Source organism: Streptomyces sp. NPDC012888, assembly GCF_042900645.1.
Lineage (GTDB): Bacteria > Actinomycetota > Actinomycetes > Streptomycetales > Streptomycetaceae > Streptomyces.
Map to the genome: position 1 here is coordinate 45,038 of NZ_JBIBBM010000001.1, position 11,778 is coordinate 56,815.

13 protein-coding genes are annotated in these 11,778 nt (G+C 75.0%); 6 read left to right on the forward strand and 7 right to left on the reverse strand.

Features of this window, described 5'->3' with window-relative positions:
• Positions 1-44 precede the first annotated feature (44 nt).
• The 3 genes from ACFY61_RS00220 to ACFY61_RS00230 all read right to left on the reverse strand — a co-directional run bounded on the left by ACFY61_RS00220 (position 45) and on the right by ACFY61_RS00230 (position 3,265).
• A complete protein-coding gene (locus ACFY61_RS00220) occupies positions 45-911 on the reverse strand; it encodes a heme ABC transporter ATP-binding protein (protein ID WP_389464802.1) in 867 nt (288 codons plus the stop codon).
• Positions 908-2,020: a FecCD family ABC transporter permease gene (locus ACFY61_RS00225; RefSeq protein WP_389464805.1), complete on the reverse strand. Its 1,113-nt coding sequence runs from the start codon at positions 2,018-2,020 to the stop codon at positions 908-910. The genes ACFY61_RS00220 and ACFY61_RS00225 overlap by 4 nt, the downstream gene beginning before the upstream one ends.
• Before the next feature lie 177 nt (positions 2,021-2,197).
• Complete coding sequence (locus tag ACFY61_RS00230) at positions 2,198-3,265, reverse strand: hemin ABC transporter substrate-binding protein (protein WP_389464807.1); 1,068 nt, start codon at positions 3,263-3,265, stop codon at positions 2,198-2,200.
• A 118-nt stretch (positions 3,266-3,383) separates the two neighbouring features.
• Here ACFY61_RS00230 and ACFY61_RS00235 point away from each other — a divergent pair, with 118 nt between their 5' ends.
• The 3 genes from ACFY61_RS00235 (at position 3,384) to ACFY61_RS00245 (ending at position 7,153) form a co-directional block, all read left to right on the forward strand.
• Entirely contained in the window at positions 3,384-4,931 is a 1,548-nt protein-coding gene (locus tag ACFY61_RS00235; RefSeq protein WP_389464810.1) for an HtaA domain-containing protein, read from the forward strand.
• Between the two features lie 61 nt (positions 4,932-4,992).
• Complete coding sequence (locus ACFY61_RS00240; RefSeq protein WP_389464813.1) at positions 4,993-6,447, forward strand: HtaA domain-containing protein; 1,455 nt, start codon at positions 4,993-4,995, stop codon at positions 6,445-6,447.
• A 19-nt stretch (positions 6,448-6,466) separates the two neighbouring features.
• Positions 6,467-7,153, forward strand: a complete 687-nt coding sequence (locus ACFY61_RS00245; RefSeq protein ID WP_389464815.1) for a PhzF family phenazine biosynthesis protein — start codon at positions 6,467-6,469, stop codon at positions 7,151-7,153.
• A 15-nt stretch (positions 7,154-7,168) separates the two neighbouring features.
• On the opposite strand, the gene ACFY61_RS00250 is transcribed toward ACFY61_RS00245, so the two are convergent.
• Both ACFY61_RS00250 and map read right to left on the reverse strand, forming a co-directional pair.
• Positions 7,169-7,816 (reverse strand): heme oxygenase (biliverdin-producing), encoded by a 648-nt coding sequence (locus ACFY61_RS00250; RefSeq protein WP_389464818.1) that lies wholly within the window; start codon positions 7,814-7,816, stop codon positions 7,169-7,171.
• Positions 7,817-7,946: 130 nt separating this feature from the next.
• Positions 7,947-8,804, reverse strand: coding sequence for a type I methionyl aminopeptidase (gene map, locus ACFY61_RS00255; RefSeq protein WP_389464821.1), 858 nt, complete (start codon positions 8,802-8,804; stop codon positions 7,947-7,949).
• A 59-nt stretch (positions 8,805-8,863) separates the two neighbouring features.
• On the opposite strand from map, the gene ACFY61_RS00260 reads away from it, so the two are divergent.
• Entirely contained in the window at positions 8,864-9,118 is a 255-nt protein-coding gene (locus ACFY61_RS00260) for a hypothetical protein (RefSeq protein WP_389464824.1), read from the forward strand.
• A 15-nt stretch (positions 9,119-9,133) separates the two neighbouring features.
• On the opposite strand, the gene ACFY61_RS00265 is transcribed toward ACFY61_RS00260, so the two are convergent.
• Entirely contained in the window at positions 9,134-9,736 is a 603-nt protein-coding gene (locus tag ACFY61_RS00265) for a hypothetical protein (protein ID WP_389464827.1), read from the reverse strand.
• 94 nt (positions 9,737-9,830) lie between these two features.
• On the opposite strand from ACFY61_RS00265, the gene npdG reads away from it, so the two are divergent.
• Together npdG and ACFY61_RS00275 are read left to right on the forward strand one after the other, a co-directional pair.
• A complete protein-coding gene (gene npdG, locus ACFY61_RS00270) occupies positions 9,831-10,535 on the forward strand; it encodes an NADPH-dependent F420 reductase (protein WP_389464830.1) in 705 nt (234 codons plus the stop codon).
• Positions 10,536-10,652: 117 nt separating this feature from the next.
• Positions 10,653-10,856: a hypothetical protein gene (locus tag ACFY61_RS00275; protein ID WP_389464833.1), complete on the forward strand. Its 204-nt coding sequence runs from the start codon at positions 10,653-10,655 to the stop codon at positions 10,854-10,856.
• A gap of 10 nt (positions 10,857-10,866) precedes the next feature.
• On the opposite strand, the gene ACFY61_RS00280 is transcribed toward ACFY61_RS00275, so the two are convergent.
• Entirely contained in the window at positions 10,867-11,661 is a 795-nt protein-coding gene (locus ACFY61_RS00280; protein ID WP_389464836.1) for a site-2 protease family protein, read from the reverse strand.
• Positions 11,662-11,778 lie beyond the last annotated feature (117 nt).

Consider the following 11,778-nt stretch of genomic DNA (forward strand, 5'->3'; position numbering starts at 1 on the left):
TGCGCGGCGGCCAGGGCTCCGCCCGGGCACGCGGGTCCCGCGCCTCAGCCGTCCGCCGGCCCGGGCGGAACCGCCGTCACGCGGGTCGGGAGTACGAGCGGCGTGCCCGTACGCGGGTGAGGGAGCACCTCCACCGGCTGGCGGTAGACCCGGCTCAGCAGCCCCGCCTCGAACACCTCCGCCGGCGCCCCGGCCGCGGCGATCCGGCCCCCGTGCAGCACGGCCACCCGGTCCGCGTAAGCCGCCGCGAGCCCCAGGTCGTGCAGGACCACGACCACCGCGTCCCCCGCCCCCGCCCGCTCCCGGCAGATCCGCAGAACCAGCTCCTGGTGCCGCAGATCCAGCGCGGCGGTCGGCTCGTCCAACAGCAGCAGCGGCGCCCGCTGCGCCAGCACCCGGGCCAGCGCGACCCGGGCCCGCTCCCCGCCGGACAACGCGGAGAACGGCCGCCCGGCGAACCCGGACACCTCGGTCGCCGCCATCGCCCCGGCCACGGCCCGGTCGTCCTCGGCCTCGTCCCCGTACGGCGTGCCGGCCCAGGGCGCCCGCCCCATCCGTACCACCTCCGCCACCGGGAACGGGAAGGACAGCGCGGCCGCCTGCGGCAGCACGGCGCGGCGCAGCGCGAGTTCGGGCGCGGACCACTCCCCGGCGGGCCGCCCGCAGATGCGGAGCTCCCCGCCGCACGCGGGCAGGTCGGCGGCGAGCGCGGCCAGCAGGGTGGACTTGCCGGCCCCGTTGGGGCCGACCAGGGCGAGCACCTCTCCGGCGCGCACGGTCAGGTCGATGCCGGACAGCACCTCCCCGGCGCCCAGCCGGATCCGCAGCCCGGTGGCCTCGGCGACCACCTCGCCGGCGCCGGGCCGGGCCGGCACGCTCCGCCGGCGACGCCGCAGTCGCAGCGGGTTCATGCCCACCCTCCCTGCCGACGGCGGGTCCGGCGCAGCAGCCAGAAGAAGAACGGGCTGCCGAGGAGAGCCGTCAGGACCCCCAGCGGCAGCTCGGCCGGCTGGGCGGCGGTGCGGGCGGCCAGGTCGCCGGCGACCAGGACGACCGCTCCGGCCAGCGCGCTGCCCGGCACGAGGAAGCGGTGCCCGGGGCCGTTGGCCATCCGCAGCAGGTGCGGGACGAGCAGCCCGACGAAGGTGATGACGCCGGCGACGGCCACGGCGGCGGCGGTGAGCAGCGCGACCAGCAGGACCAACGCGGTCCGCAGCCGCTCCACCTCCACGCCGAGGTGCCGGGCCGGGCGCTCGCCGAGCGCCAGCAGGTCCAGCCGACGGGAGTACAGGGGAGCCAGCAGCAGACCGGCCGCGGCGCAGGGGAGCACCGCGAGGACCTTGGGCCAGGTGGCCTGGGCGAGGGAACCGAGCTGCCAGAAGGTGATCTGGTTGACCTGGCCGCTGTCGGCGAAGAAGACGAACAGGCCGATGAGGGCTCCGGCGAAGGCGTTGACCGCGATACCGGTGAGGATGAGGGTGACGACCTCCGTCTTCCCGCCGCTGCGGGAGAGGGCGTACACGACGGTGACGGTGCCCAGCCCCGCGGCGAACGCGCAGGCCGCGACGGTCCAGTTGCCGAGGAAGGTCAGGCCGAGCGCGATGGCGGCGACGGCGCCGACGGCGGCGCCCGCCGAGATCCCGATGACCCCGGGCTCGGCGAGCGGGTTGCCGAACACACCCTGCATGAGGGCGCCGGCGCAGCCGAGAGAGGCCCCGACGAGCAGCGCCAGTACGACCCGGGGCAGCCGTACGTTCCACAACACGCTCTCCCCGACCCGGTCGAGCGGGGCACCGCCCAGGCCCAGCCGGTGCGCGGCGGAGGCGAGGACGTCGCCGGTGGGGATGCGGTAGGCACCGATGCCGGCGGAGAGGAGGGCGAGCAGGACCAGGGCGATGACGAGACCGGCGGCGAGCAGCCCGCCCCGCCCACGCCGCCGGGGCACGGCAGCTCCGGGCGTGGCCCCTGGCCCGGCCTGCGGCGCGGTCTCCGGCGGGGCTCCGGGCGCCGTCCCCGGCACGGCCTCCGGCGGAGCTGCGGGCGTGGTCCCGGGTGCGCTGTGGGGCCGGGCTCCGGGTGCCGGCTCCCGCTGGGCTTCGCGGGTCGCCCCGGTCGGGGCCTCCGGGGCGGGGGTCTTCCGGGCCGCGGCCGGTGATGCGGGCCGTGCGGGGTCTTCGTGCGGGAGGTTCACCGGAGGTCACGCCCCGCGCGGGTGGTGCAGCTGGGACACGAGCGAGGCCAGTACCCGGTCGGTCCGGGGGCCGTAGCTGAGCAGTACGCCGTCGTCCACGACGACCACCCGCCGGTCCATGCCCGCCGGGGTCTGCGCCACGCCGGGGATCCTCACCAGGCCGTCGACCCCGCCCACCGATTCGAGGCCCTTGGCCATCACGAGGATCGCGTCCGGCGCGGCCGCGGCCAGCGCCTCGCTGGTGATCGGGGTGAAGTCCTTGGCCAGGCCCGACTCCTTGCCCGCGTCCACCGCGCCGGCCGCCTCCAGCAGGGACGACGCGCCGGAGTCGGCGCCGCCGAGCATGTAGACGGAGGCGCTGCCGCGGAGGTACAGGAAGGCCACCCGGGGCCTGGCCGCGGCGCCACCGCCGGAACCGGAACCGGAACCGGAGCCGGAACCGGACGACGGTATCCCCGCGCGGGCGGCCGCGATCCGGTCCGCGGTGCGCTTTCCGAGCTGCTCCCCGGCCTGCGGGACGCCGAGCGCCCGGGCCACCGTGTCGATCCGCCGCGGTACGTCCTCCAGCGACTTGGCCGGCGCCACGACGAGCAGCGGGACGCCCGCGTCGCGGATCTGCCGCACCGCCTCGGCCGGGCCGGTGGTGGTCTCCGCGAGGACCAGGGTGGGGCGCAGCGACAGCACGCTCTCCGCGGAGACGTCGTGGGCGCGCGTCACCACGGGCAGGGCGGCGGCCTGTTCGAAGGTGGTGGTGACGTCGCGGGCGACGACGCGGCCGCCCAGGCCCAGCGAGTAGACGATCTCGCTCAGGCTGCCGCTCAGCGGGACGATCCGGTCCACCGAGCCGACCGTCACGGTGCCGCCGTCCGCCGAGGCGACGGTCGCGGGCAGGGCCGGGACCGGTGCCGGTTCGAGCGGCTCGACCCGGTCGGGGGCCGCGGCCGGGCGGGCCGCCGGGCCGCCGGAGCTGCCGGAGCCGTCGGCCGCGCCCCCGCAGCCCGTCAGGGCGAGGGCCAGGGCCGTCACGGCGGCGGCCAGGCGCGGGAAGCGGGTCGGGGTGGCGGGGTGAGGCACGAAGACACCCTTCTGGACACGGACTTGAGGTTCTGTCAGCCGGAGGGGTTGCCAAACCCGGCCAGGCGTAGCTTAGGTTAGCCTAACCTTGCTTGCCAGACCCTGGAGGGGATTCCCCATGCCGGTGAGAGCCGTCCGTGCGTACGCCGCAGCCGTCCTGCTGGCGGCCCTGCTGGGAGCGCTGCTCCCCGCCGCGGCCGCGGTGGCGGCCGCTCGTACCGTGCAGGGCGGCCGGCTCGACTGGGGCGTCAAGTCGTCCTTCCAGAGTTACGTCACCGGTCCCATCGGGAAAGGCGAGTTCCAGCTGAAGGACGGGGCCGCCACGGTGGGCGGCGGCCTGTTCCGCTTCCACTCCGCGACTGGCTCGTACGACCCCGCCACCGGCGCGTTCGACGCCGCGTTCACGGGCGGGGTGCGCTTCCTGGGCCACCGGAAACCGGACGGCTCGCACGAACTCGACCTCACCATCAGCCGCCCCGCCGTCCGCGTCTCCGGCGGCAAGGGCGTGCTCCACGTGGACGTCACCGGCCGGGCCAAGGACACCGGTGCCGTCACCCGGCGCTCGCAGGTGCCCTTCGCCACCCTCGGCCTCGGCGGCGTGAACATGGCGGGCGGTGGCAGCCCGGTCGTCCTCGAACGCGTCCCCGCGACCCTCACCGCGCAGGGAGCCGAGGCCTTCGCCGGCTACTACGCGGCCGGCACCGCCCTCGACCCCGTCTCCCTCTCCGCCGACGTCGGGGACACCGCCGCCGGGTCCGCCCCGAGCGCCACCCCGCCGGGACCCGAGCCCAGCCCGGCCGCCTCCACCCCGCGGGGCTCCTTCGCCGACGCCGCCGTCGACTGGGGCGTCCGCCGCACCTTCCGCGAGTACGTCACCGGTCCCGTCGGGCAGGGCAAGTGGACCCTGGCCGATGGCGCCCTCGACGGCGGGGCGCTGTTCCGGTTCCCCCGGGGCAGGGGCGTCTACGACGCCCGGTCGGGCAGGCTCGACGCCGCGTTCGCCGGCACCGTGCACTTCACCGGCGCCCACCTCGACCTCAAGCTCGGCAGGGTGGCCGTCCGGATCGCGGACGGCAAGGGCGTGCTCTCCGCGGACGTCACGTCCGGCGGGCGGACCGAACCGGCCGTCGCCCTGGCCGAGTTCGACGCCCCCGGCCTGAGGACCGAGGGCCCACTGGCCGTCCTCGGAGAAGCCCCCGCCACCCTCACCGAGGGCGGCTCCAGGGCCTTCGGCTCCCTGTACAGGGCCGGCACCGCGATGGACCCCGTCTCGCTCGCCGTCGCCCTGGACTCCACGGCCCGGCTGCCGGCCCTCCCCGACCTCGGCTCCACCGCCCCGCCGTCCGCCGCGGCCCCCGCGCCGCCGTCCGCCGCGGCCCCCGCCCCGGCCGCCGCCGAGCGGTCCGCCACCCCCGGCGCCGCGGAAGCACCCGCGCCGGACACCGGGCTGTACGCCGCCCTCGGCGCGGCCCTGCTCCTGCTGCTCGGCGCGGCCGCCTACCCGGCACTCCGCCGGCGCCGCGCCGCCTCCACCTCCGCTGCCTCCACCTCTGCCGCCTCCGCCGCCACCGGCACGCCGGCCCCGCACGACGGCGCACCCGCCGACGGCACGCCGCCCGGCAGCGCCCCCGCCGGCGATACACCGACCACCGAGGCGCGGGACTGACCGCCCCGCGCCCTCACCCTCCGATCAACCCGACTCCCCGTCCGTTCAGGAGAACCCACCCATGTCCTCGTCCTCCCGCCGCCCGATCGCCGTCGCGGCGGCCACCCTCACCGCCGCCGCCCTCGGCGCCACCGCCCTGATGCTCCCCGCCACCGCCGCGGAACGCCCCACCGGGCCCGTCAAGATCACCGGAGGCACCCTCGACTGGGGCGTGCGCGAGAGCTACCGGAAGTACGTCACCGGCATGGCGCACGGCCGGATGACGGTGGCGGACGGTGCCCGGCGGAACGCCGACGGCACGTTCCGGTTCGGCGCCGCGACCGGCCAGTACGACCCGGCGGCCGGACACGTCGTCAAGGCCGCCTTCAAGGGCAGCGTCACCTTCTTCTCGCCCGCCCCGCCGACCGGCCACGGCTTCGAGGTCAAGCTCTCCGACTTCCGCTTCGACACCGGCACGAAGAAGCTGACCGCCGACGTCACCAAGTCCGGCAAGACCGACCAGGACGTCCCGCTGGCCGGCGTCGCCTTCGCAGGGCAGGCCATGACCAACCTGGCCACCACCCTTACGGAGCAGGCCGCCACCGCCCTCGGCTCGGCCTCGTACGCCGGCACCCCGGGCGACCCGCTCACCGCCGCGCTGGAGTTCGAGAAGCCGCGGCCGAGCCCCTCGCCCAGCAGCACCAGCGCCAAGCCGACCCCGCCCACCGGCGGCCCGACCGTCAAGCCCAGCTCCACGGCGACCACGCCCCCGGCGACGGGCGGCCCGCAGAAGGTCCTCGCCGGCAGGGCCACCTGGGGCATGAAGGAGTCCTTCCGCCGCTACGTGCAGGGCGCGGGCGGCACGGTCACCCCGGCCGGCGGCGCGGTGAAGAACGGCGAGCTGTTCGACTTCTCCTTCGGCCGGGGCGAGCTGGACACCGGCGGGCGCAGGCTCACCGCCTCCTTCGACGGCAGCCTGAGGTTCCTGTACGCCGCCCACGGCATCGACATGACCTTCGGCAACCTCAGGGTCGAGGGCGCCGGCCGGACCGGCACCCTGGTCCTGGACGTGAAGACCGCGTCCGGGCAGAAGACCGGCGTCCGCTTCGCCACCCTCGACCTGTCCGGGACCGACTACAAGCCGAACAAGGGCGTCCTCGCCCTCGGCGCGGTCCCGGCCGCCCTCACCGCCGATGGCGCCGCCGTCTTCGCCAACGGCACCACCGGCTCCCCCTACAAGGCGGGCGACCCCGTCGACCCGCTGACGCTGTCGGTCTCCGTGGCCGGGAACGCCCCGCTGCCGAACGGCGGCACGGCCGGCAGCGGCACGGGCACCGGCACCGCGGGCACCACCACCGGCACCGGTACCGGCACCGCGGGCACCATCACCGGCGGGGGCGGCACCGTCGGCGGCAACCTCGCCGCCACCGGCGCCGAACTCCCGGCAGGCGCACTGCTCGCCGCCTCCGGCACCGCGGTCGCCCTCGGGGCCGGGGCCGTGTACGCGGCCCGCACGCGCCGCACCGCCCGCGACTGACCCGTGCTTGAATGCCCGCGTGAACGATCTCGACGTACTCAGGGTCTTCTGCGCGGGCGACGGGCGGTACGGCAACGCGCTCGGCGTCGTCCGGGACGGGCGGACCTGCCCCGACGACGCCGGCCGCCAGGCCCTGGCGGCCGAACTCGGTTACAGCGAGACGGTGTTCGTCGACGACCCCGAGCGCGGGGTCGTCGACATCCGCACGCCCGGGACGAAGATGTCCTTCGCCGGGCACCCGCTGGTCGGAGTGGCCTGGCTGCTCGACATCGAGGAGCTCAACCCGCCCGCGGGGCCCGTGTGGACCCGTGACGACGGGGAGTTCACCTGGATCACCGGCCGCGCCGAATGGGTCACGGCCAAGCGCACGCAGCAGTACGCCGACCCGGCCGAGGTGGACGCGCTCCCGGCGCCGCCGCCCGGCGAGGGCTGGCTGTACGCGTGGGCCTGGGAGGACGAGGCCGCGGGCCGGGTCCGGGCCCGCGGCTTCCCGCGCCGTCCCGACGGCGCGATCGTCGAGGACGAGGCCACCGGCTCGGCGGCGATGCTGCTGACGGCACAGCTGAACCGCGCCCTGAACATCACCCAGGGCGCGGGCTCGCAGATCCTCACCGCCCCGGGCCCGGACGGCACCATCGAGATCGGCGGCCGAGTCCGCTTCGCGGACCAGCCGCCCGGCGGCCCGGGCCGGCGGGGCCGGGACTGACCCAGCCGGGCGCCGCTACGCGGACCGGGGGAAGCTCTCGCCCAGTTCGCGGAAGACCGCGCCGTTGAAGTCGAAGGCGCGCTTGCACTCGTCGACGATGCGCTGCTTCTCCAGGTCGTCCGCGGCGATGGCGTCGAGCAGCTCGCGGTAGGCCCGCTTGAACGCCGCCGGGTTGGAGATCTGCTCGAAGACGTAGAACCGGACCCCGTCACCCTTGCGCTCGAAGCCCCAGGTCCGCTCCGCCTTGTCGCGGATGATCTGGCCGCCGGAGAGGTCGCCGAGGTAGCGGGTGTAGTGGTGGGCCACGTAGCCGCCCGGCCACTCGGCCGCGCACTCCGCCACGCGGGCCGCGTACGCCTCGGTGGCCGGCAGGGCCGCGAGGGTCGCGCGCCAGTCCGGCCCGCGCAGGTGCGCCAGGTCCCGCTCGATCTCGGCGACGCGCATCAGCTCGGGCCGGATGAACGGTCCGGCGACGGGGTCGTCCCGGAGGGCCTCGGCGCCGTCCTCCAGGGCCCGGTACACGAACCACAGCTGCTCGGTGTAGCGGGTGAAGGCGTCCACTCCGAGCCGGCCGCCCAGCAGGTCGCTCATGAAGGTCGAGCTCTCGGCCTCGGTGTGCTGTTCGTGCGACGCGACGCGGATGACCGTTGAGAAGGCGTCCAAGACAGGACCTCCGTAGGAAGGCGAACCGGGGTGGCGGCAGCGCCGCCACCCCCGATCCTGCTGCTTAGGTTTACCTAAGTCAATGTGTTCCCGACGCCCTGTCGGTAAAAACCTGTTCCGGCCCTCAGGCCTACGGCAGGGTGAGGATGTCCGCCCCCGACTCGGTCACCACGAGCGTGTGCTCGAACTGGGCCGTCCGCTTCCGGTCCTTCGTCACCACGGTCCAGCCGTCGTCCCACATGTCGTACTCGTGGGTGCCCAGGGTCAGCATCGGCTCGATGGTGAAGGTCATCCCCGGCTCCATCACCGTGGTGGCGTGCGGGCTGTCGTAGTGCGGGATGATCAGGCCGGAGTGGAAGGACGTGTTGATCCCGTGGCCCGTGAAGTCGCGGACCACGCCGTAGCCGAAGCGCTTCGCGTACGACTCGATGACCCGGCCGATGATGTTGACCTGCCGGCCCGGCCTGACCGCCTTGATCGCCCGGTTCAGCGCCTCCCGGGTCCGCTCCACCAGCAGCCGCGACTCCTCGTCCACCTCGCCGCAGAGGTAGGTGGCGTTGTTGTCGCCGTGCACCCCGCCGATGTACGCCGTCACGTCCAGGTTCACGATGTCGCCGTCACGCAGCACCGTGGAGTCCGGGATCCCGTGGCAGATCACCTCGTTCACCGACGCGCACAGCGACTTCGGGAAGCCCCGGTACCCCAGCGTCGACGGGTAGGCGCCGTGGTCGCACATGTACTCGTGCGCGACCCGGTCCAGCTCGTCGGTGGTGACGCCGGGGGCGATCAGCTTCGCGGCCTCCTCCATCGCCCGGGCGGCGATCCGGCCGGCCCTGCGCATGGCCTCGACGGTCTCCGCGGACTGCACCTCCGGCCCCTTGTAAGGAGTGGGCGCGGGCTTCCCCACGTACTCGGGACGGCGGATGTTGCCGGGAACGGAACGGGTGGGGGAGAGCTCCCCTGGAACGAGCAGCGACTGGCCAGACATGCAAGCGAGTGTAACGAGCGGGGATCGGGCAGCATGGCGGCAGAGAGAGGAGACCGTACATGGCCCTGTTCAAGAAGCGGCAGGTGGGCAAACCCGGCGAGTGGTACTACTGCCTGGTCCATCGGAAGGTGGAGGAAGGGCCCGAATGCCCGGCCAAGGACCGGTTCGGCCCCTACACCACCCCCGCGGAGGCCGCCCACGCCATGGAGACCGCCCGGGAGCGCGACCTGGAGTGGCAGAACGACCCCAGGTGGAACGACAAGTCCCGCGAGGGGGACGAGGACGGCACCGGCGGCGGCACCTCCGGCGGCTGAACCACCCGGGCCGGCTCACCAGCGGCTGGGCGGCGGCGCGGTCAGCCGGTCGGCCAGCCGCGCCAGCCGGTCCCGGAACCGCCGCGACCCCCGCTGCGGCGACGGCCCGTTCTCCCCGGCAGCCGCGCTGACCAGGTGCTGCACCGTGTCCAGGTCCAGGTCCGCGTCCGCCGGCACGGACAGCGCGTCGTGCGCCAGCCCCTCCAGCCCGGCGTCCCCGCCGTCCAGGGACAGTACGGTCGCCCCCGCCCGGCGCGCGTCGTGCACCCGCCCCAGCAGCCCCTCCCCGGGCCGCTCCGGAGCCACCACCAGCAGCGTCTCCCCCCGTCGGGCCGCCTCCAGCCGGCCCAGGCCCACCGACAGGTGGGGCGGCTCCCCGGGCGCCACCCGGTGCCGCACCAGCGTCGGCGCCAGCGCCGGCAGCCCCGACCAGGCCGCCTCGTCCACCAGGTGCGCCGCCAGGTGCCAGGGCTCGTACTCCTCGGTGCCGACCAGCAGCAGCCCGCCCCCGGCGGGAACCACCGAACCGCGCAGCGCCCCCGCGAACCGCCGGGCCGCCCGCGGCCATTCCGTACCGGCGAGGACCTCCCGCAGCAGCGCCACCCTGACCGCATCCATACGCCGCATCCTGCCGGACCCGCGGACCGGCCGTGGGCAGATCCACCGGCCGCACCCGTTCGGCCTTCGGCTACCCGGCAGTACCCTCGCCCCCATGACTTCCACGGACAACACCAGCAAGCCCCCGGCCAGGGACCCCTGGGACCTGCCCGACGTCTCCGGCCTCGTCGTCGGCGTCCTCGGCGGCACCGGCGACCAGGGCCGCGGCCTCGCCTACCGGTTCGCCCGGGCCGGACAGAAGGTGATCATCGGCTCCCGGGCCGCCGAACGCGCCCGCACCGCCGCCGACGAGCTGGGCCTGGGCATCGAGGGCACCGACAACGCCGAATGCGCCCGCCGCAGCGACGTCGTCATCGTCGCCGTGCCCTGGGACGGCCACGCCGCCACCCTGGAATCCCTGCGCGCGGAACTCGCCGGCAAGCTCGTCGTCGACTGCGTCAACCCGCTCGGCTTCGACAAGCAGGGCGCCTACGCCCTCAAGCCCGAGGAGGGCTCCGCCGCCCAGCAGGCCGCCGCCCTGCTCCCGGACTCCCGGGTCACCGCCGCCTTCCACCACCTGTCGGCGGTCCTGCTCCAGGACAAGGACGTCGCGGAGATCGACACCGACGTGATGGTCCTCGGCGAGACCCGCGCCGACACCGACCTGGTCCAGGCCCTGTGCGCCCGCATCCCCGGCATGCGCGGCGTGTTCTCCGGCCGCCTCCGCAACGCCCACCAGGTCGAGTCCCTCGTCGCCAACCTCATCTCGGTCAACCGCCGCTACAAGGCCCACGCGGGCCTGCGCGTCACCGACGTCTGACGGTCCGGGCGGCGGGCGCCCCTCCCGCGCTCCTCCCGTCTTTACGGGACCACTGCACGCCATGGGGGACACTGGTGGGGCACCACCCGCCCCGTGTCCCCGAGGAGCCCCGCCGCCATGCCCCGCCTTGCCGTGTTCGCCCTTGTCGTCTGCGCGCTGTCCGTGGCCGCGGCGGTGGTCGCCTTCGTGGAGGGCAGCTTCCTCGGCATCGTCTGGGTGCTGATGGCCGGCGTCACCTCGAACCTCGCCTGGTTCTACATCCGCAAGGCCAAGGCGGCCCGCCCCGCCGGCGGGCCGGGCGACCAGGGCGTGTCCGGCTAGCGCGCAGCCGCTACGCGGCCTCGCACACCGGCGGGACGTCCTGCCAGAAGCGGTAGAGGTCCCAGCCGCAGTACGACTCCAGGTCCGAGACCCCCAGCGTGGTCAGCAGGCCGTGCACGGCGTCGAAGAAGAACCGGTTCACCTCCGGGATCCACAGCAGCGCGAACACCGCGATCAGGCCGAACGGCGCCAGCGGCTCCACCTGCCGCCGCACGTTGTACGACAGCCAGGGCTCGATCACCCCGTACCCGTCCAGCCCCGGCACCGGCAGGAAGTTCAGGATCGCCGCCGACACCTGGAGCAGCGCCAGGAAGGCCAGCGCGAACCGGAAGGCGAGCGGCACCCCGTCCAGGGCGTCCAGCCAGAACGGCGCCGTGCAGACCACGGCGAACGCCACGTTGGTCAGCGGGCCCGCCGCCGAGATCAGGCTGTGCTGCCAGCGCTTGCGGATGTGCCCCCGCTCGATGTAGACCGCGCCGCCCGGCAGGCCCAGCCCGCCCAGGATCACGAACAGCACCGGCAGCACGATGCTGAACACGGCATGCGTGTACTTCAGCGGGTTCAGCGTCAGGTAGCCCTTGGCGCCGACGGTGAGGTCGCCGCTGTGCAGGGCGGTCCGCGCGTGCGCGTACTCGTGCAGGCACAGCGAGACGATCCACGCCGAGGTCACGAACAGGAAGATCGCGAGGCCGGCGCTGGCGGCGTAGCCGGTCCATACGGCCCAGCCGGTCACCGCCATGATCGCGAGGATGCCGAGGAAGACGGGACTGATCTGCCGCTCGCCGCGGCGCGCCGTGTGAACCATGGGCGCAACATACCCCCGGCCCCCGCAGGCCCTTCCGTCGCCCACCCCCCGGTCCCTCGCACACCCGTGCGGCGCGGAAATCCGGTTGCGCCGCCCCCGGGGTGACCCGGGGAGAAT

What these genes read in the sequence shown, in the direction of transcription:
- ACFY61_RS00280 (WP_389464836.1), bottom strand. Translation starts at nt 11,661, where the DNA reads ATGGTTCACACGGCGCGCCGCGGCGAGCGGCAGATCAGTCCCGTCTTC.
- ACFY61_RS00265 (WP_389464827.1), bottom strand. Translation starts at nt 9,736, where the DNA reads ATGGATGCGGTCAGGGTGGCGCTGCTGCGGGAGGTCCTCGCCGGTACG.
- ACFY61_RS00220 (WP_389464802.1), bottom strand. Translation starts at nt 911, where the DNA reads ATGAACCCGCTGCGACTGCGGCGTCGCCGGCGGAGCGTGCCGGCCCGG.
- map (WP_389464821.1), bottom strand. Translation starts at nt 8,804, where the DNA reads ATGTCTGGCCAGTCGCTGCTCGTTCCAGGGGAGCTCTCCCCCACCCGT.
- ACFY61_RS00235 (WP_389464810.1), top strand. Translation starts at nt 3,384, where the DNA reads ATGCCGGTGAGAGCCGTCCGTGCGTACGCCGCAGCCGTCCTGCTGGCG.
- ACFY61_RS00240 (WP_389464813.1), top strand. Translation starts at nt 4,993, where the DNA reads ATGTCCTCGTCCTCCCGCCGCCCGATCGCCGTCGCGGCGGCCACCCTC.
- npdG (WP_389464830.1), top strand. Translation starts at nt 9,831, where the DNA reads ATGACTTCCACGGACAACACCAGCAAGCCCCCGGCCAGGGACCCCTGG.
- ACFY61_RS00275 (WP_389464833.1), top strand. Translation starts at nt 10,653, where the DNA reads ATGCCCCGCCTTGCCGTGTTCGCCCTTGTCGTCTGCGCGCTGTCCGTG.
- ACFY61_RS00260 (WP_389464824.1), top strand. Translation starts at nt 8,864, where the DNA reads ATGGCCCTGTTCAAGAAGCGGCAGGTGGGCAAACCCGGCGAGTGGTAC.